Below are 22,305 nucleotides of genomic sequence, written 5' to 3'. Positions count from 1 at the left end.
GGCTGGGCGACCGGTCAGGGGACGTGGCAGATGGCCTTGTCGTCCTCGTCCTTGCCCTTGCCGCCTTCCGGCTGAGCTGCGGTGATGTGCATGCCGCCGTTGGACAGGGCCACGCCAGCCAGAGCGGAGAGGCCCGCGGCGCTGTCTTCGGTCTCCTTCTCGGAGGCCTCAATCGTCGAGGAGACGAGTTCGTGGACGGCATCGAAGTCCGGGTGGGTCGGGTTGACCTTCGGCGGGGTGAGGTTGAGCGATTCCATCTGGTGCTCCCGCGACTTCATCGCCAGGTCGACGAACGTATCAACCTGCAGCTGCGGGATATCAGTGGAGACCACCTCGGGAGCGGCTTTGGCGATGTCCTGGAACCGCAGCATCACCGTCGAGGCATCGAGCTGCTTGAGCATCGCCTGCTGCACGCAGCGCTGGCGAACCATGCGCTCATAGTCGCTGGAGAACTCACGCGAGCGGGCGTACCACAGCGCGTGGTAGCCGTCGAGGTGCTGTTCGCCGGGTTCGATCCAGCCTTTGACCGGGCCGTGCTTGCCGGTCTTCGGGTTGACCTTCGAGGAGATCGGCACGCGTTTGCCGGAGACGATGTCGATGCCGCCCATGGCGTCGATGAGCTGCTCGAAGCCTTTGAGGTCGATCATCGCGTAATACTGCACTTTGAGCCCAGTGACGCCTTCGGCGGCGTCCTTGGTCGCCTGGATGCCGGCGGGGGTCTTGCCGTCGAACTCGTCGGCGTGCTTCTCACCCTGCTGGTAGACGGCGTTGAGGATGCATTCGTCGCCGCAGTTGAATCCCTGCGGGTAGTGCTTGTGCAGCGGGGACTCCTCGGGGAAGGGCACGTTCTGCATATTGCGCGGCATCCCGATGCTGACCGCCTTGCCGGTCTTCGCATCGATCGAGATGAGCGAGAGGCTGTCAGGCCGGATGCCGGTGCGGCCCTTGCCGGCATCGGAGCCGAGCAGCAGGATGTTGTAGCGTCCGTCGACGGCGCGCTGACCCCAGCCGGCAGCGAACACACCGGTCATGAGCTGGCGCTGGCTGTTGATCATCATCGTCCCCCAGGCCAGTCCCCCGCCGATGACGAGTGTGCATACGAGGCTGGCGGCCAGGAATGTGCGCCGCACCTTCGGCGACAGGGTCACAAGCTTGACTCGGCGCACGGTGTCGAGCAGGCACACGATCCAGTTGAGCGTGAACACGGCGAGGAAGGCAGTGACGCCGGTGAGCACGAACGGGTTGGTGCCCAGGGTGATGAGGAAGCCGCGGGCGAAGATCGCGGTCAATGCGGCGACGAGCAGCAGTGCCCAGCCGACGAGGGTGAGCGTGAGCGAGAACTTCGCCCATCGGCGCACCCGGAACAGCGACTGCACGGAACCGGGCACGAGGATCGTTGACGCGAGCAGGATCCAGCCGCGGGCGTTGCACACCGGCTGGTTGGCATGCTCCGGATAGCGCACCGGGTCGATGTACTTCAGGGGCCTGCGCTCGGCCATCGGCTGCCTCCCGTCTGCTGGCGTGCGCTCTCACGTCCTCGTCATGGGGCAGGTCGCACGCGCCGGAGGCGGTGTGACGCGGGGTGCGGCAGCTGCGCCGCACGGGGACGTCGCGTCGGTACTGAACCAGGTTAGCGCTCAAGCCTGAGACTGCCTGGGAGAATCCGGCTGCGAGTATCCGCGTGTCTTGCTGTCAGTCGGTCGTGTACAAGCTGTGAGAAGCCCCCTCGCTGTGCCGCAGGCTCCCCTAAGATGAGGGCTCCACTGGCACTTCGCAGATCGGACTTCGATGGCAGCTGAAACGGGACAGTTTCTTTCGTCCCTTCTGACAGCGAACAATTCAACTCAGGCGATGCAGGCGGCGGTCCGCCATGTCGTCGCGGTGGTGCAGTGCGACATCTCATGGACGGGTGTGGTCAAGGCTGATGCTGAGATGCACATCGGAGCCCACCACGGACTTCAGACGCCAGAGATGGCAGCGGACTGGCATCTGGCCGTCGGTGAGGGAATCGGCGGGAAGGCTGCGTCGCTGCAGCGCACGCAGAAGAGCAGCAACTATCTGCACGACTCACGCAGGGTGCCCGCCAAACGGCTGATCGACAACGAGAAGATCGGGTCAGTGCTCGTGTCTCCGCTCATGGCACACGACGCAGCGCTTGGGGTGCTGTATGCCGCAGACCGACGGCAGCGGAATTGGACTTCAGAGGACATCGACGAGCTGGAGTCGATCGCCGACCATCTCTCGGTGCGCCTGGCGCAGCTCGATCGCGTCCGCCTGGCAGAAGCTCGGGCCAGCGACGCCCGGCGACGAGCCGAAGCAGCCGACTCCCACCTGACGTCGGCCATCGAATTGGTCGAGCTGCTGAGCTCGGCATCGGCGGTCAATCACGCTCTGGATGCAGTCGCGGTTTACCTCAACGCCCGGATCGAACTGCATGACCGCCACAATTCAGTCATCGGAGCATCCGGTCCAGACCGGGCATCATGCCATGGAGTAGAAATCTCCAGCCGGCTCAGCCCGCAGAGCAGACTGACGGTGCACCTGTCCTGCGTCGATGAGGACACGACCCTCACCGAGCCGTCTGCCCGGATCGCTCTTCATGCGCTCAAGCTTCAGCTGCTGCGCCTCTGCGAGCGATCGGCGACAATCGAGACGCTACGCGGAGACCTCCAGGAGAAGCTGCTGACCGGCAACTTTACTAATTCGGCCCATATTCAGCGGCGACTCGCGCTCATCGGGTGCTCACCGATCGGATCAGATGCACGGGTTATCGTCATCAGAGCACGGGACCAGGCCGATCAGATCTCTGAGCGCTTCCACAGCGACCTGCGCACGACGTTCCCGGACTATCTTGTCGATCATCGCGATGAGTCCACTGTCGTCATCATCGGCAACGGCGGGTCGGAAGAAGAGCTCTCACTTCAGATCGCAGATCTGCTTGGCCGCGAGGAGCATCGTCGGAAGCGAAAAGGCACGGCCGAAGGAAGCCCAGGCGACAGCCGCAGATTCGTCGCCGGTATCGGACGTCGCACAGAACAGCTGCATGAGGTGTCCATCTCCTACGATGAAGCACGGGCCGCATGCACCGTGGGCATGTCCAACCCGCAGACCAGCATCGACGGGTTCGCCAGCGCCCGGGCTCTGGGTCTTCAGGGGCTGGCGAGCATCCCTAATGCCCAGCTCCAGGCGATGGTGACGGACACGTTCGGGCCGATCATTGCCCATGACGAGCGCCACGGAACGCACTACATGACAACCATCAGCTCGTACCTGGCCAACGACCGACACCTCGGCGACACCGCAGCCGAGCTCCACGTGCACTACAATACTGTGCGCAACCGCATCGCCCGCATCGAAGAACTGCTCGACCTCAGCTTCGCCCGCACCGACGACCGGTATCGCGCGGAGACTGCCGTGCGCATGGCTGCCGTGCTAGCGGCCCGCACGACACCAACGACAGCCCTGTGACGATCTGACAGGCGACGGCCGGAAGTCTGTACCCGATTCACATAGCCAGCCCTGCATGCGTGCGACATCCTGACTGACAACGTGGCGCGGGCCACATCGCTCAAGGGAGAGGGAGTCGCAACGATGCAATGTGATGTCATCCGGGACCTGGTTCTGCCGGCAGTCAAGAAGCACGGGAGCCGCACAGCCGTCATCGCCGACGGACGAACCTGGACGTACCGGGAGCTGCACAATGCCGCACGCGAAGTCGCCAGCATTCTAATCGCACGAGGGGTCAAAGCCAGCGACCCGGTGGCCATCATGCTGGACAACAGCGCCGAATACCTCGTCGCCGACCTGGCGATCGCATCCGTCGGCGCTGCCAAAGTCCCCATCAACCTGATGCTCTCGCCAGCAGAGATGACCTACATCCTATCCGATTCCGGTGCGAAGCTGGTGCTGACATCGGATGCTCGCAGAGGCACGCTGTCCGATGCGACAGGCGAATCCGTTCTGGAGAAGCTCATCCTCAGCGTCTCCGACGAACGACGTGTCGCGGTGGCCGACGCCGACGGCCCGCTCACAGCAGATGCCGCACAGGAGCTGCCTGCTGTCAGCGCCGAGGATATCGCGCTGATCATGTACACCGGAGGCACGACCGGCCGGCCGAAGGGTGTCGTCCACCTGCAGAAGGGCTTCGCCTCCAATCTCCTCTCGCACGTCATCGAAACCGAGATCACGGCTGACGATCACCTGCTGCTGTCCTCGCCGCTCCCCCACAGCGCAGGCGTCCTTGCACTCGCCGGTCTGCTGCAGGGAGCCGTTGTCGAGGTGATGAAGCAGTTCGACATGGAGTCCACCCTAAACAAGATCGAGACCGGTGGCGTGACGTATCTGTTCATGGTGCCGACCATGATCAACCGGCTTCTGGATGCGACCGAGGAACGCCCGAAATTCGATCCCGGCCGACTGCAGACGATCCTCTACGGCGCCTCCCCCATTTCGGAGGAGCGACTGCGTCAGGGACTGCGGATCTTCGGCCCGGTGTTCATGCAGCTCTACGGACAGACCGAGGCACCGAACTTCCTCACACGCCTTCGCAAAGACGACCACGACGCCGACCGCTTCCCCAAACGGCTGCGCAGCTGTGGCCAGCGCTCGCTCATGGCCGCCGTGCGCGTCGTGCGCAATGACGACACCGACTGCGATCCGCATGAGGTCGGCGAAGTCATCGGAAGCGCGCCCTATGTCATGGACCGCTACCTCAACCGTCCCAAAGCGACAGAGGAGACAGTCCGCAACGGGTGGCTCTACACCGGCGACCTCGGCTACATGGACGAAGACGGTTACGTCTACCTCGTCGATCGCAAGAAGGACATGATCATCACCGGCGGCTTCAACGTCTACGCCAGCGAGGTCGAACAGGCGCTGTCTGCGCTCGATCTCGTCCAAGACGTCGCTGTCGTCGGCACTCCTCACCCGGATTGGGGTGAGGCGGTCACCGCTTACGTCGTACCCGCACGTGAGGGTGTCGAGCCCGGCGACATCATCAACGCCTCCCGGGACGTGCTTTCCAGCTACAAGCGGCCGAAGTACGTCCACCTCACCGACGCTCTGCCCGTCACGGCCGTCGGCAAGATCAACAAGAAGCAGCTGCGCGAGCACAGCTGAGCCCAGCGTCATTCGCGCATGCCCGCCGGCACGCACATTTTCCAAGGAGAACTTCACACATGAGCTCGACCACCAACCTCGAACGTAAGCCAAAGTTCCTCGACCGGTACCTTGCCTGGTTCATCCGCTGGATGCCGGATTCGTTCGTCATCTGCTTAGCCCTGACCATCATCGTCGGCGCGCTCGCCTTCTTCCTCACCGGGACCTCGTTCTGGTCATCGGATGCCGAAGAGGTCACGCTCGTGTCTGCATGGACGGGTTCCTTCTGGAACCTGCTCGAATTCACGATGCAGATGACAGTGCTGCTGGCGACCGGCAACGCGGTCGCCACCTCTCCCCCGGCCAAGCGCCTGCTTACCTGGGTCGCCCGGATCCCGAAGAACCGCACACAGGTGATCATCCTGGCCGGAACCGTTGCCAGCCTCCTCGGCTTCGTGCACTGGGGACTCGGCATGATGGGCGGCATCGTCCTCGGCAAGGAGCTCCTGGCCGAGGCGAAGAAGCGCGATATCAAACTCCACGCACCGGTCCTCGTGGCCACCTTGTTCATGTGCATGGTCCCCGGAGCAGCCGGCATGTCCGGAGCCGCAGTGCTGTATGCAGCCACCCCGGAGTACCTGCGCGATCTGGTGCCTGATTCCCACGTCGAAGCGACCCCGGTCTCCGTGCCGCTGACCGACACCGTCGTCCGTCCGGACTTCGGCCTTCTGCTCGTCGCCTGCATGCTCGTCGGCATCATCTTCATGCTGCTGATGCACCCGAAGGACCAGACGAAGATGAAGCAGGTCGACGCTTCGGTCTTCGAGGAGCTTGAGTCAGGTGCCGCCTCGGCGATCGTCGAACGCAACACCCCGGCACAGCGCGCCAACGCCAGCCGCATCGTCATGATCGTGGTCGGCGGCATCGGTCTGGCCTTCAGCATCCTCAATATCGCTGCAACCGGCATCGCCGGCCTCGACCTCAACGCCTACAACTTCCTGTTCCTGACCCTCGGCATTCTGCTGTGCGCCAATCAGGGCCCTGAATACTACGCAGGACTCGTGCGTGAGGGCATCTCCGGCACGTGGGGATTCATCCTGCAGTTCCCGTTCTACGCAGGAATCTTCGGCCTCATCAGTGCCACCGGACTCGGCGTCCTGATCTCGCAGGCGTTCACCGCCATCTCGAACGCGACGACCTGGCCGTTCATCGCGTTCCTCTACTCGGGAATCCTCAACATCGCCGTCCCGTCCGGCGGTTCCAAGTTCGTCATTGAGGCTCCGTACATCGTTCCCACCACACTCGACCTGCAGGCGGACTTCAGCCTGGTCATGCAGGCCTACCAGATGGGTGACGCGGTGTTCAATCTCCTCATCCCGTTCTTCGCGCTGCCGTACCTCGCGAACTTCAAGCTGAAGTTCGGTGAGGTCGTCGGCTACACGGTGCCGCCGGTGCTCGTCATGATCGGCGTCGTCAGCACCTATCTCCTCATCTTGTCGGCGATCGGCTGACCCAACAGGACGGAGAGTAATCCGGAGACGATAATGGGGCCGGTGTGAACGCGTAACGCGTCCGCACCGGCCCCATCAGCGTCACATCACCCCAGCAGCTTGCGGCCCATTACAAGGCGCTGGATCTGGTTGGTGCCCTCGTAGATCTGGGTGATCTTGGCGTCGCGCATCATCCGCTCGACCGGATGATCCTGCACGTAGCCGGCACCGCCGAGCAGCTGCACGGCATCGGTGGTGATCTCCATGGCGACATCCGAGGCGTACGCCTTGGCAGCAGCACCGAAGTAGCCGAGGTCGTCATCGTTGCGCTCGCTCTTGGCGGCAGCGGCGTAGGTGAGCTGGCGGGCGGCTTCGAGCTTCATGCCCATGTCGGCGACCATGAACTGCAGCGCCTGGAACTCCGAGACCGGCTTGCCGAACTGCTTGCGCTCCTTGATGTAGCCGATCGCGTAGTCGAGCGCACCCTGGGCCACGCCGAGTGCCTGCGCGGCGATGGTGACGCGGGTGTGGTCGAGGGTCTGCAGGGCGATCTTGAGTCCCTGGCCCTCCTCACCGACGATCCGGTCGCCGGGGATGCGGCAGTTCTCGAAGAACAGCTCACGGGTCGGGCTGCCCTTGATGCCGAGCTTGCGCTCCTTCTCACCGAAGGAGAAGCCCTCATCGGACTTCTCGACGACGAAGGCGGAGATGTTGCGACCGCGCGGCCCGTCGGGGTCGGTGACGGCCATGACGGTGTAGAAATCGGACACACCGGCATTCGTGATCCAGGTCTTGACGCCGTTGAGCACCCAGTCATCCCCGTCGCGCACTGCGCGGGTCTTCATGCTCGCGGTATCAGAGCCGGCCTCGCGCTCGGACAGGCCGTAGGAGAACCCGGACTCACCCGCGGCCACGGCCGGGAAGTACTTCTGCTTGATCTCCTCAGAGCCGCCGATCTGCACCGGCATCGAGCCGAGCTTGTTGACCGCCGGGATGAGTGAAGACGACACGCAGCCGCGGGCGACCTCTTCGATGACGATGGCAGTCGCCAGCGCATCGGCGCCGACACCGCCGTACTCCTCGGGGATGTGCGGGGCGAAGAAGTCGGTGGCCACAAGCGCGTCGTGGGCTTCCTGCGGGTAGCGGGCGTTGGCGTCGACGTCGGCGGCGTGCGGGGCGATCTTGGCGTCGACGACCTCGCGGACGGCTTCGCGGATCGCTTCGTGGTCATCGCTCAGCTGGTAGATGTCGAACATGTCTCTCCTTGTCAGGTGATGCGTCGGCACACAGGTGCCGGGTCGGGTCGAGTGGGGGTCAGCCGTCGAGCTGGTCGAGCAGCGCGCGGCCTTTGGCCTCGGCGGTGGCCTTGAGTTCGTTGCGGTAGCCATCGAGTCGCTGCCGGATCGCAGCAGCGTCCTCTGACTCGCCTGCCCCGAGGATGCGGGCGGCGAGCAGGCCGGCGTTCTTGGCACCGCCGATCGAGACGGTCGCCACGGGCACGCCAGCGGGCATCTGCACGATCGAGAGCAGGGAATCCATCCCGTCGAGCTGCTTGAGCGGCACCGGCACGCCGATGACCGGCAGTGGGGTGACCGAGGCGAGCATGCCGGGCAGGTGGGCCGCTCCCCCGGCGCCGGCGATGATGACCCGGATCCCGCGCTCGGCGGCGGTGGTGCCCCATTCGATCATCTCGTGGGGCATCCGGTGGGCGGAGACCACCTCGGCGCTGGCGGAGATGCCGAGCTCACCGAGCACGTCGGCGGCCGCGCGCATCGTCGGCCAGTCGGAGTCCGATCCCATCACGATGCCGACCGGGCCCGTTTTCGCGGAGGTGGCTGGCTCAGTCATGAACGGTTCCCTTCTGCAGCTGGGCCGGCGCCCCCGCCGACGAGGTGCTCTGCTCCCCCGGTGCGGTGGTCCGGGTGCGGGTCGGGGTCGGTGCCGGCGATGTAGTCGGCGGCATGCCGGGCCCGGCGCAGCACCTCGGCGGCGTCGGTGCCGGTGAGGTTGACGTGTCCGAGCTTGCGGCCGGGCCGCACCTGCTTGCCGTACATGTGGACTTTGACCTGCGGGTCATGGGCCATGACGTGCAGGTAGGCATGGTAGAGGTCTTCGCGGTCAGCGCCGAGCACGTTGACCATCGCGGTCACCGGTGCGTGGGCTGCCGGGTCGCCCAGCGGCAGGTCGAGGACGGCGCGCAGGTGCTGTTCGAACTGCGAGGTGATCGAGCCGTCCTGGCTCCAGTGGCCGGTGTTGTGCGGGCGCATCGCCAGTTCGTTGACGATGTAGCCGTCTGAGGTCTCAAACATCTCCATCGCCATGACGCCGGTGACCTCGAGGCTGCCTGCTACCCGCAGCACATCGGCAGAGATCTGCCGGGCCAGCTCGGCGTCGAGACCGGGAGCGGGGGCGAGGGCCTCCTTGCAGATCCCGTCCTGCTGGTAGGTTGCCACGACCGGCCACACGGCAGTCTGGCCCATCGGCGAGCGGGCGACCATGACGGCGAGCTCGCGGGTGAAGTCGATCTTCTCCTCCGCCAGCAGCGGTGCGCCCTCGGCCAGCCAGTCGGCGGCCTCGGAGGCGGCGTCGATGACGCGCACGCCGTGGCCGTCGTAGCCGCCGCGCGGGGTCTTGAGGATGAGCGGGAACCCGATCTCGGCACCGAAGGCCTCGAGCTCCTCGGTCGAGCTCACCTGCGCCCAGCGCGGGTTCGGCAGGCCGAGTTCGTCCATCTTCGCGCGCATGATGAGCTTGTCCTGGGCGTGGATGAGCGCCTCGGGACCGGGATGACACGGGTGGCCGGCGGCGGCGAGTTGACGCAGGTGCTCCGGCGGCACATGCTCGTGGTCGAAGGTGAGGACATCGACGGTCTCGGCGAAGGCTTTGAGCGTCGGATAGTCGCGGTAGTCGCCGACGGTCACATGGGCGGAGACCTCGGTGGCGCAGACGTCGTCGCTTTCGGCCAGCACGTGGAATCCCACGCCCAGCGCCTCGGCGGCCGGGGCCATCATGCGCGCCAGCTGGCCTCCGCCGATCACTCCTACTTTGGGAAAAGTCACAGCACCACTGTACCCGTCACCACACCGTGTGCAGCCGGAGGGTCTGCGACCGCCGGGCATGCGCGTCCGGTAATCTCGGAAACGGCAGGAACCACGGATCCCGACGACAGACAGGTGCGCGGTCATGGAGATGCGCAAGGAGGCCAAGCGGGTCGCGAAGTTCTCCGTCGTCGGCCTCGTCGCCTTCGGCGTCGACTTCCTCGTCTTCAACCTGCTGCGCCCCGAGGCTCTGGGCATCGGCCCGATGTGGGCGAAGATCATCTCGGTCACCCTCGCCACCCTCGTCGCCTGGCTCGGTTCGCGCTACTGGACGTTCAGAGACGGCAGGAACCGCTCAGCGACCCGTGAGGCGGTGTGGTTCTTCGTCGTCAACGCCATCGGCCTGCTCATCGCGATGGCGTGTCTGTGGGTCTCGCACTACCTGCTCGGCTTCCGCTCGGCACTGGCCGACAACATCTCCGCCAATGTCGTCGGCGTCGGCTTGGGCAACATCTTCCGCTACCTTATGTACCGCCTCGTCGTCTACCGCGTGACCCCCAGGCGCCGGAAGCACCGCCGTGAGGTGCTCAACGTCGACGGCGGTTGACCGCGCCCGAGGCGGTGGCCGGCTCCAGACTCCGAATTGGTCGCGCCGAGATCACCGTCAGTCGGCGTCTTCCTCACGTTCGATGCGTCTGAGCACTCCTGGCACGAGTTGAGCTAGCTGTCCGGCCGTTGTCGCAATTCGGCGGAGGCTACCAAGCTTGGAATCAGAGGCAACTGGCGAAGAGTCCAAAAGGACCAGCCAAGAGCTAATTGGGAACGACTCCTCGAAGACGCCTTTCCCGATTCCCCTGTATTTGATTGTGACGGTCGTTTCTCGGGGAAGGTCATAGACGTTCCGCAACGACGGATTTTCGAGGGTGTAATCCGACAGCCACCAGTTGTTGCTGAACTGCTGTCCAGGGCCCAAGACTGCGATTGGATCGTCGTACCGTTCATGCAACCGCCAGATTGCTGAATCGACTTCACCAGGTGGAAGCGGGGGATCGAAAGTAACCTGCACATTCCGTGCAGGAGTGACACCGACATTCTTGATCACGAGCTGGATGCTGATGTCGCTGTGGGGCGCCGTCGCGAATTCTGCCAGGACGAATGGCTGCGCCTTCTCCCGGTTGTCACTGGCGGTGCGATGAATACCCCACCATGCGCCAACTGCAGTAACTGCGGCGGCCACAGATCCGACCGGCATGGCCGCTTCATTTAAGATCTCCATCATGCTCATGTGGGGATCCTTGCACGTGCCGCAGACATCGACTGCTGAGCCTCACGAAGGGGTGACCGCGCCCGAGGCGGTGGCCGGCTTACGTGCGTAAGAGCGGGATCGCCAGCTCCTGGCTGGTGATGCCGCCGTGGTGACCGATGAGGGCGAGCGCCGAGGGTGAGTCGTGCTCCGAATCGACGATGCCGGTGCCGGCCTCGCAGACGACGATGACATCGCCGATGCGCTGGAGGTTCTGCGGGCGCACGGGTCCGAAGAAGCCACGGGCGATCGCCTGCTCACGGGTCATCACCAGCGCCCGGTTACCGAGAGCCTCCGCGAAGGCGGTGTGGACGGTTTCGCAGGCGCCGGGCCGCACGTAGAGGTGCACCGCACGCGGTTCGCCGCCCACAGCACGCAGCCCCTCGCGCAGGTGCGGATGGTCGGCGAGGTCGAGGCGGCCCTCATGCGGGACGTCGACCATGCCGTGGTCGGCGGTGATGGCCAGTTGGGCGTCATGCGGCAGGCCGTTGGCCAGTCGTGACAGGTGCCCGTCGACCTCTTCGAGCTCTTCGAGCCAATGCCATGAGTCGACGCCGTGGACGTGGCCGGTCTTGTCCAGGTTGCCCCAGTAGAAGTAGACGAGGCGTCTGCCGGGCCGGCGGATCTCTTCGAGCGCGTGATCGACGCGCTGGCTCATCGTGCGTGAGCCGCGGAACCGGCCACCGCGCAGGGATGCCTGGTTGAGCCCGCGGCCGGCGAACTTCGGCTCACCGAGGCTGACGACGTCGACCCCGGCGCTGACGAGGCGTTCGAACATCGTCGCATCGGGGACCCACACCTCGGGATCGACCTCGGGGTCCCAGGTCAGCTGGTTGAACACGATCTCGCGTTCCGGGTCGAGCAGCTGGTAGCCGACCACCCCGTGGGCGCCGGGCAGCATCCCGGTGCCCAGGGAGGACAGCGAGTTCGCCGTCGTCGACGGGAAGCCTGCGCTCATAGCGAGCATGTCCGGCAGCAGTCCGCGCAGGAACGGGGCGTGCGCAGCACGGGCGCGCAGCAGCTCGGCGCCGAGTCCGTCGATGAGCGCGACGACGACCACCCGCGGTTCGGCATCGAAACCGAGCTTCAGCGCCCGCTCAGCAGCTCCATCGTCGAGGATCTCCCGGGCCCCGAGGCTGATCGCGGCAGCCGGGATGACATCGGAGAGCAGCGGTGAGTTCCGGTAGTCAGGGGCGTGGCGCGTCTGCATGCTCACAGCCCGCCGGGCAGACCAGCGCTGCGGCGGGCCTCGAAGACCAGACGGCGCAGGTTGAGGGCGAAGTCGAGCGCCTGGTCGACAGCGGCCTGCCCTTCGGCCTGGGCGGAGACTCGCAGGGTGACGTCCTCGGGATAGCTGGAGCCGGAGTAGCCGTGGTCGCCGTCGCAGTCGGGGTCGCCGCAGGATTCGGGCACCGTGTCGATGCGGCGCATCGATCCCCAGCCCAAGGTGAGGGCGACCTCGACGGGGCGTTCACCGGGTTCGAAGTCGGCTGGATTGTCGTAAGTGCGGGAGATGAGGGCGTTGCTCACGCGGGCGAGCGCGATGTCCTCGGTGGTGGTGAGCCCTCGGGGCATCTTGCCGAGCTCGGTCTGCGGTTCGTCGTCGATGTGGGTGAGCAGCAGTCGGGTCGGAGTGAGGGCGAAGGCGGTGAGGTGGCGGTGGATCGCGTCGAGGTCGACGTGGGTCTCCATGTGCACCAGGTGTGAGACGACCGGCTCACCGAACAGCGATTCGCTCAGCATCTCAGCGGCCAGCTGCGGATAGTACCCGGCTGACTGCAGGTCGTGGGCAAGTGATTGCGGGATCGTGGGCATGCCCCCATTGTGCCCCACAGCCCGGCCTGCACCACACCGGCACTACCACCGGGTGCAGCCGAGTCACTATGCTGGCGTCATGGGAGCATATCCAGCGTATTGGGAAGCCGATGTCGTCCTGCGCGATGGAGCCACGGCTCATCTGCGCCCGATTGTGCCGGAGGATGCCGAGGGTGTGCAGGAGATGCACTCCAAGCAGTCCCCGGAGTCCATCTACCTGCGCTTCTTCGCTCCCCTGCCGGTGATCCCGGCCAAAGACCTCGACCGGTTCGTCAACGTCGACTATCACGACCGGGTCGCCTTCGTCATGACGATCGGCGAGGAGATCATCGGCACCGCCCGCTATGACCGGCTCGACGACACCTCAGCGGAGGTCGCGTTCAACATCGCTGACGCCCACCACGGCCGCGGCATCGGCTCGATCTTCTTAGAGCACCTCGCCGCTGCCGCGCGGGAGTGCGGGATCAGCGTCTTCACCGCCGAGGTGCTGCCCCAGAACCGACAGATGCTGCAGGTCTTCGCCGCCGCCGGCTACGAGGTCTCCCGTGAGTTCGACGACGGGGTCGTCGCCGTGCGCTTCGACATCGACCCAACCGAGAAGTCGATGCAGGTCCAGGAGGCCCGTGAGCACCGCGCTGAAGCGATCTCGGTGCGCCAGGTCCTGCACCCGGCCTCAGTCGTCGTCATCGGCGCCAGCCGCACCCACAACTCGACCGGCAATCTGCTGCTGCGCAACCTCGTCGGTGCCGACTTCACCGGCACGCTCTCCGTCGTCCACCCCGAAGCCGATGCGGTCGCCGGTGTGCCCGCGGTGCGCTCGCTCGATGATCTCGACGACCCGGCCGACCTGGCGATCATCGCCGTGCCTGCCGAATCGTGTGCCCAGGTGGTCCGCGACTGCGCCGCCCACGGTGTGAAGGCCTGCGTCGTCATCTCCTCTGGTTTCGCTGAGACCGGCGAGCACGGCCTGGAGCTGCAGCGCGAGATGGTCACCACCGCTCGCTCCCACGGCATGCGGGTGGTGGGTCCGAACTCGTTCGGGGTGGCCAACACCTCGCCCGAGGTCTCGCTCAACGCCTCGCTCGCCCCGTTCCTGCCCGAGGCGGGAACCTTGGGCCTGTTCAGCCAGTCCGGGGCGCTCGGCACCGCGCTCCTGGCTGCGGCGAAGACCCGCGGGCTGGGGATCTCGACGTTCGTGTCTGCCGGCAACCGGGCGGATCTGTCGGGCAATGACATGCTGCAGTACTGGGAGGAGGACCCGGCGACGCAGGCGGTGGGCCTGTATCTGGAGTCGATCGGCAATCCGCGCAAGTTCTCCCGCATCGCCCGCCGGGTCTCCCGGGTCAAACCGGTCATCGTCATCAAATCCGATCTCACCGGCCGGGAGCTGCCGCCCGGGCACCAGGTGCGTCTGTCGAGTCTGTCGGGCAAGGCACTCGACCAGGTGCTCGGGCAGGCCGGGGTGATCCGCGCCGATACGATCCACCAGCTCTTCGACGCAGCCCAGGTCTTCGCGACCCAGCCGGCACCGCGCGGCCGGCGGGTCGGAGTGATCGGCAATTCCGCAGCTCTCTCGACGCTGATCATCCAGCGCGCCCGCTCCGAAGGGCTGCGGGTGGATTCGCCTGCTGTGTCGATGCACCCGGAGGTCAGCGTCGAGGAGTTCGGCCGACAGTTGGAGGACATGTACGCCGACAGCTCGATCGACACCGTCGTCGTCACCTTCACCCCCTCGGCCGGTGCTGATGAGCGGGAGATCGCCACCGTGCTGGCGGAGACGGCCGCGGCCTCGGGCAAGACGACCGTCGCCTGCTTCCTCGGCATCACCGGGGTGCAGGACGAGCTCACCGCCCGCATCGACGACGGTGAGGGCACCACGACCGCGCACACGGTGCCCAGCTACATCGGCCCCGAAGATGCTGTGTGGGCGCTGGCTCGGGCGACCGACTATGCGATGTGGAAGAAGGCCGATCACGGCGTCTACCCGGAGTTCGACGACCTCGATGTGCGCGCAGCCCGCAAGATCATCGAACGCAACCTCGACGGCGTCGACGCCGGTGAGCGGGTCATCCTCAGCCGGGACGACTCCCGTCAGCTGCTCGCCCACTACGGCATCGAATGCCTGCCCTACATCACCTCGTACTCCGTCGAGGAGGGCATCGCCGCCGCTGAGAAGCTCGGCTACCCGGTCGCGCTCAAAGCCGTGCACAAACGGCTGCGGCACCGGATGGAGCTCGGCGGGGTGCGGCTGAACATCGACACCCCGGAAGAGCTCGCCGAGGACTGGCAGGGCATCGCCGAGGTCATCGATTCGCTGCTGAACGAGGACGAGGACCACGGCATCGATGTGCAGCCGATGGCCCCGCCCGGCACCGCGTGTGTCATCTCCGCCGGTGAGGATCCGCTGCTCGGGCCGATGGTGTCCTTCTCCCTGGCCGGGGATACGACTGAGCTGCTCGATGATGTCGCCCATCGGGTCGCACCGCTGACCGATGTCGACGCCAGGGAGATGGTGCGCTCGCTGAAGTCCTCGCCACGGCTGTTCGGTTACAAGGGCCTGCCGGTGATGAACATGGCCCCAGCCGAGGATGTCATCCTGCGCCTGTCGGCTCTTGTCGAGGAGTTCCCGGCTGTGCGTGAGATCGAGCTGCGGCCGATCTCGGTGACCGAAGGCGATGCGTACCTGCTCTCCGTCAAAGTCGAACTCGCCGCTGAAGCCGACCGGATGGATTCGCTGCGCCGGCGCATGAGCATGGGGTGAGAACCTCCGCACCCGGCGAAATCCCGGGCTTCGCGTCGGTTTGCCGGTAGCATAGGCCTGTCGTTTCGCCCGTCGAAGGAGTTCCATGACAGAGCCGGTCGCTGGCCAGGTCGTCGATATCGACGTCTCCGAGGAGATGGAGACATCGTTCCTCGAGTACGCCTACTCGGTGATCTACTCCCGGGCACTGCCAGATGCCCGCGACGGCCTCAAGCCCGTGCAGCGGCGCATCATCTACCAGATGGGCGAGATGGGCCTGCGCCCGGACCGTCCGCACGTCAAGAGCTCCCGCATCGTCGGCGACGTCATGGGCAAGCTGCACCCGCACTCCGATGTCGCCATCTACGACGCACTCGTGCGGCTGAGCCAGGACTTCGTCATGCGCACCCCGCTCGTCGACGGCCACGGCAACTTCGGCTCGCTTGACGACGGCCCGGCCGCCCCGCGCTACACCGAGGCCCGCCTGACCGACGCAGCGCTGACGATGATCGCCGGCCTCGATGAGGACGTCGTCGACTTCGTGCCCAACTACGACTCCTCGACCACCCAGCCCGAAGTCCTGCCGAGCGCGTTTCCGAACCTGCTCGTCAACGGCGCCTCGGGAATCGCGGTCGGCATGGCCACGAACATGGCCCCGCACAACCCCGGCGAGGTCATCGCCGCAGCCCAGCACCTCATCGACAACCCCGAGGCGGAGCTCTCGGAGCTCATGAAGTACGTCCCTGGCCCCGACCTCCCCTCCGGCGGCCGGATCATCGGGCTGTCGGGAGTGCGTGAGGCCTACGAGACCGGCCGCGGGTCCTTCCGCACCCGGGCGACGGTGAAGATCGAGAACATCACCGCCCGCCGCAAGGGCATCATCGTCACCGAACTGCCCTACCTCGTCGGCCCGGAGAAGGTCATCGAGAAGGTCAAGGACGTCGTCGGGAACAAGAAGCTGGCCGGTATCGCCTCGATCGACGACTTCTCCGACCGCAAGCACGGCCTGCGCCTGGTCATCGGCATCAAGAACGGCTTCAACCCCGATGCGGTGCTCGAAGAGCTCTACCGGCTCACCCCGCTGGAGGACTCCTTCGGCATCAACAGCGTCTGCCTCGTCGACGGGCAGCCGCGCACGCTTGGTCTCAAGGCGCTGCTGGAGGTCTACGTCGACCACCGCATCGACGTCACCCGCCGGCGCACGGTCTTCCAGCTCGGCAAGGCCAAGGACCGTCTCCACCTCGTCGAGGGACTGCTGACCGCGATCCTCGACATCGACGAGGTCATCGAACTCATCCGCTCCTCAGATGATGCGCAGATCGCCCGCACCCGGCTGATGAGCGTCTTCGACCTCTCCGAGGTGCAGGCGACCTATATCCTCGACCTGCAGCTGCGTCGGCTGACGAAGTTCTCCCGACTCGAACTTGAGGCGGAGCAGGATGAGCTGAAGAAGCGCATCGACTACCTGCAGTCGATCCTCGACGATGAAGCGAAGCTGCGCCAGGTCGTCTCTGAGGAGCTCGGCGCCGTCGCCGACCAGATCGACTCCCCGCGCCGCACCGTGCTCGTCGAAGGCTCGCATCAGCAGATCACTGCACGCGGCCGGAAGAAGGGCTCACCGGAGCTGCAGGTCGCCGACTCGCCGACGTGGGTGCTGCTCTCGACCTCGGGCCGGATCGCCCGCACCTCTGACCGCTCGGCTCTGCCGACCGGCGGCAAGCGCTTGGCCCATGACGCGCTCGTCTCGCAGGTCGCCTCGACCACCCGGGGGATCATCGGCGCGATCACTTCGAAGGGCCGCCTGCTGACCGTCGACGTTGTTGCCCTGCCGGCCCTGCCGCCGCAGGCCACCCGGCCGGGCCTGGCCGGAGGTGTGAAGGTCGGTGAGTTCGTCACCCTCGACTCCGGGGAGAAGGTGCTCGGGCTCGTCGACATCACCAAGGACTTCGTCCTCGCCACCGCCCGCGGGGTCATCAAGCGCGTTGCCGGTGCCGAGCCTGCCAAGGGCAAGGATGCCTGGGATGTCATCAACCTCAAGTCCGGTGACACGGTGATCGGCGCCGGCCAGCTGCCCGACATCGACGCCGCCCGCGCGGTGCTCATCACCTCGAACGCCCAGCTGCTGACCTTCGGCACCGATCTGCTGCGCGCCCAGGGCTGGAACGCCGGAGGTGTCACCGGCATGAAGGTCGCCGCCGACGCCTCGGTCATCGCCTTCAGCCTTGTCGATCCCGCGGCGGAGAACCGCGTCGTCACAATCGCGACGGGTGAGAACTTCTACGGCGAGACCGCGCTGAGCGTCAAGGTCACGGATCTCGCCGAGTTCCCCACCAAGGGACGCGCGACCGCCGGTGTGCGTGCGCATCGCTTCCTCAAGGGCGAGACCGAGCTCGTCACCGCCTTCGCCGGGCCCGAACCGCAGGGCGCGGCCTCCGGTGGTGGTGCCCGCAAGCTGCCGGCCGAGCTGGGTAGGCGGGATGGCGCCGGTCAGCCGCTGGAGTCGAAGGTCGATGCGATCGGCACCGTTCCGCATGCTTATGGCGCGGCTGGTTCTGCCGCTGCCGAGGTTGAGGGCAGTGAGGAGACTGCATCCGGTGGGTTGAGCGCTGAGGAGCTCGAACGCCGCAAGCACGAGATCGCTCAGGCTCGTGATGACGACGATTCCCCTGTCGTCATCGTCTCCAGTGACGAGGACGATGCGGGCGGCGCGCTGTTCTGAGCGGCTCAGCGGCCGGGCGCGATGACTGTCAGTCCGGCAGCTTCGGCCGCAAGCGCAAGGCGATGGTCGTACGTCAGCATGGCGTCGGCATCGAGGCGAATAGCGGCCTCAAGATGCAGCGCGTCGAGAGTTCGCAGCAATTCCATCGGCAGGAACCCAGCACTGCGGAAGACTGCCCGGTCGAGCGCAGCGAGGGCCACTCCGTCGAGTAGGGCTGTCACATCAGTTTGGCTCAGCCCGTCGCGGACGGCGACGCGACGGAGCTCAGTCTCAAGCAGGTTGCTGGAGACCAGCGTCGCCGAAGTTTCGTCGAGCCAGCGCTCCAAAGATTCGCTTTGCGGCTCAGGCTTCAGGAGTGCTGCCAGCGCGGAGGTATCAACGTAGACGACTCTGGCATTCACACCCGATCCTCACGCTGCTCATTGATGAGCTCCTGCACAGATCGTTGGCTGCGCCTGCGCTTGATACCGAGGTCCGACCAGCCGCCGACGCGCTTGGCTGGGCGGGTGATCTCAAGTCCGGGCGCAGGCGCATCCAAAGGGATGACACGACCGACCGGGACTCCGCGATTCGTCAGCATGAACGAGTGACCTTCGCTCACTTCGCGAAGGACACGACTTGACTCATTTCGCAGTTCGCGCTGAGACAGGCTTTCGGATTCGGGCTGGGCAACACTCATGATCCAAGCGTAGCACGCGTGCGACAGGCGAGTGTGATCATTTCTTGATCCTCAAGACGGGAACCGCGACCACCATTCGTTGCGCAGAGCGCTGCAGACATCGTTTACACAGACACAAGATCCCAGTGCCCGCGATAGAAATGCGCTCCGCACTATCAGAGCAAATAGTCGTTTAGAGGAGGATTCAGGGCGATCGAGACTACGACCCGTTTAAGGTCCAGGGTCATTACGCCGAGCCGATGAAGACCACACTTTCACTCTCGCACCGAACAGCATGAAGAGAGTTACCGCAGAAACGAATGACGATACCTCACCCAAGTCACAGATTAGAAATTTGATACCGGCCACAATTCTTCACCAAGGTCCGGCCACCCCCAGCGCTTCGGCAGATCCGGATTCACGTCACTTTCCAAAAGGATCGTAACAAGATTATAGGTAAAATCATTGACAACTTCACCACCATCCATTAATTCCACCTTCTCTCCATCCATCGTGTGAGCAAATCCGATACGATCGCATAAGCGCAACAGAGCCCTCCGAACAATTTGCACGATATCTAGCCCGCGGTCCGACTCCGGTAGATCCGAAGAGATCTGGCGAATTCGATATATTCTCCGGACGCCGTACTGCTCACCGTAAGCTGAATGCTCTACATCGAGCATTAGTTTTGCGAAGTCGGAATCCCAGAATCGATCAATGAGTTCAGCACTTGAAATGTCCCAATCTATGTCTTTACCAAGGCTCAGCTTATGCGAACGACCTCGATACAATCCAATTTCGCAGTAACTACCAGCAAACACAGATTTCTGGTGGATATTGATATTTCGAGCTCGCGTCAGCGCCGGGTCATATTCGTTCACGGAAATAGACTCAGGTACACCCTTGATGTATTCTTTCCATTCACCCCAGCGGCCGTGGAATCCAAGCTCTTTTCTCATTATCTCAGACACAGAAGCATAAGCAGACAGGAAGGCGCCAAGCGCATATCTGAACTTTTGAGGATCATGATAGCCGGACTCCATATGGCTCGCAAAGTAAACAGCCTCTTTGAATCGGTCCTCAGCACGCTCGGTTAAACAGACACCTACCGAGTCCGCAAAGATGCAGTCATGGGACCCAAAACCCCGACGAAAGAAAGAATTATAACCACCGAATAACTCGCTCATCGTCAACCTCGCAACGGAAGAAATCTACTGCATCCGGAGTCTAGCTAATCGGGATACATGGTGGGCAAAGATAGTACCCTCCACGCCCCATAAAGGCGCACGCCGGGGTATCGCTTCTGAAGTTTCAGGGGTGTCGATGTAGCTCGGTTCTAGGGTCATTCGACAGCTGAACAGTTATTCGTCCCCGTCCATCGACAGGTCGAGGCTTTCGGCGGTACCGCGGTCCATCTGGAACATCGAGATCTCACCAAGGCCCTGCAGGGTGATCGTCTGCCGGTTGGAGAAGACGTACTCCCCTGAGCGTTCGAGGATGCGGGCGGTCTCCCAGTCGGTTGCGACGGTTCCGGGCTCGCCGATCGCGGTGAGGCGGGCAGCGAGGTTGACCGTCGAGCCGAAGACATCGCCGAGCCGTGAGAGCACGCGCCCCCACGCGAGGCCGAGGCGGGCCTGGGGCAGTTCCTTGTCGTCGATGATGAGGTCCCGGATCGTCAGCGCGATCTCCGCACCGGCCTGCGGGGTCTCGGCGACGAAGAAGACCTCATCGCCGACGGTCTTGATGACCCGGCCGTTGCCGGTGGCCACGACGTTGAAGACGATGTCCTGGAAGCGCTTGACGAGGAAAGCCAGCTGCTTGGGCTCCAGCCGCTGGGACAGACGGGTGTAGGAGACGAGGTCGACGAAGCCGACGGCGCGGGCCAGCGGCATCTGGGAGTCGTACCAGCCCTGCCGGTTCTCAATCGCCAGGCCTTCTGCGACATTGACGTTCATGCGCCCGAGTGCGCCGGCGAGATTGCGGCGCCACGCGTATACGAGGACCCGTTCGAGCGGCTCGATACTGCTCTCGAACAGCTCGATCGCCTGCTGGCGGGCGTGTGTCTCCTCCAGCCCGCGGGTATCGGACAGATACTCGACGAGCGTCTCCATCTGCCATACGACAAGCCGGTCGCTCGTCTGACCGATGGCGCGGGCCAGCGAAAGCACTGTCGCCTCATCGAGCACACCAGCATCGACGACCGAGGCGATCTCGCGCAGCGCCTTGGCGTCCTCAACGGTGAAGGCGGTCTGGCCTTCGGGCACGCGGGACATACCGAGGGCGCGCCAGAACTTACGGGCCGCAACCGTGGAGACGCCGGCGAGCTGGGCGACCTCTTTGCGGGTGAGCACGCGCTTGCCGCCGAGCAGGCTTTCCTCGAGCTTCTGGGCGGCTGAGCGCAGCTGGTAGATCGTGTCCTCGATCTCGGCTTTCTCCCGCTCGTCGACGATCGATTCGTCGACGGTCTCGGGTACCGGCCGGGATCCGGCCAGGCGGGCGGCGAAGGCCTCCTGGGCGGCTGCGGCGACAGCGTCGAGCGCCTCGTCGCCGAGTTCCTCAGAGGCGAGGTTCTCGTCGTCGTTGGGCGTTTCGCTCATCGGCTGGGCCTCAGGTGGGTGACGTCGCCGGCGCTGACCACCTCGCGGCCGGTGCCGGTGTCGATGATGAGGTTGCCGCCGGCATCGACACCGACGGCGCGGCCGCGCACCTGGGTGTCACCGGGAAGCTCAGCGCGGACATCCATGCCGAGGGTGGCCATGCGGTTGCGGATCTCATCGGCGGCCACGGACTGGGAGAACGCCTCGGCCGTCGAGGAGCCCAGCAGGAACGGGATCGCCTGGTGCAGACGGCGCAGCACCTCGGTCAGCAGCAGCTCCCGGGAGATCGACCCGCCGGCCAGCGTGAGGGAGGTGGCGGTCTCGACCGGGAGTTCGTCTGCGGTCATGTCGACGTTGATGCCGATGCCGAGGATGACGGCCATCTCGGCCTCATCGGTCTTCGGCAGCTGGGTGGCGCGGGTGAGGATCCCGCAGATCTTCTTCCCGTCAACGAGTACGTCATTGGGCCATTTCACCTGCGCTTTCACACCGGCGGTTCCCACCGCCTCGGCGACGGCCCAGCCCGCGATGAGCGGCAGCCAGCCCAGGCCGGCCAAATCGAACCCCACGGGCACCCGCATGACGGTCGAGAACGTCAGGCTGGCAGCAGCCGGGACGGTCCAGGTGCGGCCGAGCCGGCCGTGGCCGGCGGTCTGATGATCGGTGCCGTACACGGCATAGTCAGGCCACTCCTCGGGTGCGGTGGCAACCGCCTCGGCGAGCGCATCGTTGGTCGACGGGCAGGCGGCAGGCCACTCGATGCGCGGGACGGTGACCTCGGCGCGGGCAAGCGCGGATCGCAGGACAGGGATATCAAAAGAAGGGCGGGAAGGAACGGTGTGCACCAG

18 protein-coding genes are annotated in these 22,305 nt (G+C 65.0%); 6 read left to right on the top strand and 12 right to left on the bottom strand.

Features of this window, described 5'->3' with window-relative positions; genetic code table 11:
• Positions 1–14: 14 nt before the first annotated feature.
• Entirely contained in the window at positions 15–1,499 is a 1,485-nt protein-coding gene (locus B4E96_RS11610; RefSeq protein ID WP_286957681.1) for an LCP family protein, read from the bottom strand.
• Positions 1,500–1,788: 289 nt separating this feature from the next.
• On the opposite strand from B4E96_RS11610, the gene B4E96_RS11605 reads away from it, so the two are divergent.
• The 3 genes from B4E96_RS11605 (at position 1,789) to B4E96_RS11595 (ending at position 6,608) form a co-directional block, all read left to right on the top strand.
• On the top strand, positions 1,789–3,468 hold the full coding sequence (locus B4E96_RS11605) for a helix-turn-helix domain-containing protein (RefSeq protein WP_338076747.1): 1,680 nt from the start codon (positions 1,789–1,791) through the stop codon (positions 3,466–3,468).
• A 123-nt stretch (positions 3,469–3,591) separates the two neighbouring features.
• Entirely contained in the window at positions 3,592–5,118 is a 1,527-nt protein-coding gene (locus B4E96_RS11600) for an AMP-binding protein (RefSeq protein WP_170274742.1), read from the top strand.
• Positions 5,119–5,177: 59 nt separating this feature from the next.
• Complete coding sequence (locus B4E96_RS11595; RefSeq protein ID WP_170274741.1) at positions 5,178–6,608, top strand: TIGR00366 family protein; 1,431 nt, start codon at positions 5,178–5,180, stop codon at positions 6,606–6,608.
• An 86-nt stretch (positions 6,609–6,694) separates the two neighbouring features.
• Here B4E96_RS11595 and B4E96_RS11590 read toward each other — a convergent pair whose 3' ends face one another.
• From B4E96_RS11590 to B4E96_RS11580, 3 genes are read right to left on the bottom strand one after another with little or no spacing between them, the layout of a single operon-like run.
• Entirely contained in the window at positions 6,695–7,843 is a 1,149-nt protein-coding gene (locus B4E96_RS11590; RefSeq protein ID WP_259855015.1) for an acyl-CoA dehydrogenase family protein, read from the bottom strand.
• A 58-nt stretch (positions 7,844–7,901) separates the two neighbouring features.
• Positions 7,902–8,435, bottom strand: a complete 534-nt coding sequence (gene purE, locus B4E96_RS11585) for a 5-(carboxyamino)imidazole ribonucleotide mutase (protein WP_286957680.1) — start codon at positions 8,433–8,435, stop codon at positions 7,902–7,904.
• Complete coding sequence (locus B4E96_RS11580) at positions 8,432–9,646, bottom strand: 5-(carboxyamino)imidazole ribonucleotide synthase (RefSeq protein ID WP_349680664.1); 1,215 nt, start codon at positions 9,644–9,646, stop codon at positions 8,432–8,434. Before B4E96_RS11580 ends, purE begins: the two co-directional genes overlap by 4 nt.
• 124 nt (positions 9,647–9,770) lie before the next feature.
• Between B4E96_RS11580 and B4E96_RS11575 the strand changes: the two genes are divergently transcribed.
• Complete coding sequence (locus B4E96_RS11575) at positions 9,771–10,232, top strand: GtrA family protein (RefSeq protein WP_170274737.1); 462 nt, start codon at positions 9,771–9,773, stop codon at positions 10,230–10,232.
• 57 nt (positions 10,233–10,289) lie between these two features.
• Here B4E96_RS11575 and B4E96_RS11570 read toward each other — a convergent pair whose 3' ends face one another.
• The 3 genes from B4E96_RS11570 to B4E96_RS11560 all read right to left on the bottom strand — a co-directional run bounded on the left by B4E96_RS11570 (position 10,290) and on the right by B4E96_RS11560 (position 12,743).
• A complete protein-coding gene (locus B4E96_RS11570; protein WP_286957678.1) occupies positions 10,290–10,910 on the bottom strand; it encodes a hypothetical protein in 621 nt (206 codons plus the stop codon).
• A gap of 79 nt (positions 10,911–10,989) precedes the next feature.
• Positions 10,990–12,138 (bottom strand): alkaline phosphatase family protein, encoded by a 1,149-nt coding sequence (locus B4E96_RS11565; protein ID WP_286957676.1) that lies wholly within the window; start codon positions 12,136–12,138, stop codon positions 10,990–10,992.
• A gap of 2 nt (positions 12,139–12,140) precedes the next feature.
• Complete coding sequence (locus B4E96_RS11560) at positions 12,141–12,743, bottom strand: DUF5998 family protein (protein WP_286957674.1); 603 nt, start codon at positions 12,741–12,743, stop codon at positions 12,141–12,143.
• A 79-nt stretch (positions 12,744–12,822) separates the two neighbouring features.
• On the opposite strand from B4E96_RS11560, the gene B4E96_RS11555 reads away from it, so the two are divergent.
• Complete coding sequence (locus tag B4E96_RS11555) at positions 12,823–15,504, top strand: GNAT family N-acetyltransferase (RefSeq protein WP_286957673.1); 2,682 nt, start codon at positions 12,823–12,825, stop codon at positions 15,502–15,504.
• An 85-nt stretch (positions 15,505–15,589) separates the two neighbouring features.
• On the top strand, positions 15,590–18,202 hold the full coding sequence (locus B4E96_RS11550) for a DNA gyrase/topoisomerase IV subunit A (RefSeq protein ID WP_286957672.1): 2,613 nt from the start codon (positions 15,590–15,592) through the stop codon (positions 18,200–18,202).
• Between the two features lie 5 nt (positions 18,203–18,207).
• Here the strand turns inward: B4E96_RS11550 and B4E96_RS11545 are convergent, their stop codons facing one another.
• The 5 genes from B4E96_RS11545 to B4E96_RS11525 all read right to left on the bottom strand — a co-directional run bounded on the left by B4E96_RS11545 (position 18,208) and on the right by B4E96_RS11525 (position 22,302).
• Positions 18,208–18,603, bottom strand: a complete 396-nt coding sequence (locus tag B4E96_RS11545) for a type II toxin-antitoxin system VapC family toxin (RefSeq protein ID WP_286957671.1) — start codon at positions 18,601–18,603, stop codon at positions 18,208–18,210.
• Complete coding sequence (locus B4E96_RS11540) at positions 18,600–18,881, bottom strand: type II toxin-antitoxin system Phd/YefM family antitoxin (protein ID WP_286957670.1); 282 nt, start codon at positions 18,879–18,881, stop codon at positions 18,600–18,602. The genes B4E96_RS11545 and B4E96_RS11540 overlap by 4 nt, the downstream gene beginning before the upstream one ends.
• 326 nt (positions 18,882–19,207) lie before the next feature.
• Positions 19,208–20,047 (bottom strand): hypothetical protein, encoded by an 840-nt coding sequence (locus tag B4E96_RS11535; RefSeq protein WP_286957669.1) that lies wholly within the window; start codon positions 20,045–20,047, stop codon positions 19,208–19,210.
• Between the two features lie 174 nt (positions 20,048–20,221).
• Positions 20,222–21,457: an adenylate/guanylate cyclase domain-containing protein gene (locus tag B4E96_RS11530; protein ID WP_286957668.1), complete on the bottom strand. Its 1,236-nt coding sequence runs from the start codon at positions 21,455–21,457 to the stop codon at positions 20,222–20,224.
• Positions 21,454–22,302, bottom strand: coding sequence for a biotin--[acetyl-CoA-carboxylase] ligase (locus B4E96_RS11525; RefSeq protein WP_286957667.1), 849 nt, complete (start codon positions 22,300–22,302; stop codon positions 21,454–21,456). The genes B4E96_RS11530 and B4E96_RS11525 overlap by 4 nt, the downstream gene beginning before the upstream one ends.
• Positions 22,303–22,305 lie beyond the last annotated feature (3 nt).

The organism is Brevibacterium sp. UBA7493 (genome assembly GCF_002479565.1).
Taxonomy (GTDB): Bacteria; Actinomycetota; Actinomycetes; order Actinomycetales; family Brevibacteriaceae; genus Brevibacterium; species Brevibacterium luteolum.
This window is presented reverse-complemented; position numbering and strand designations above follow the sequence as displayed.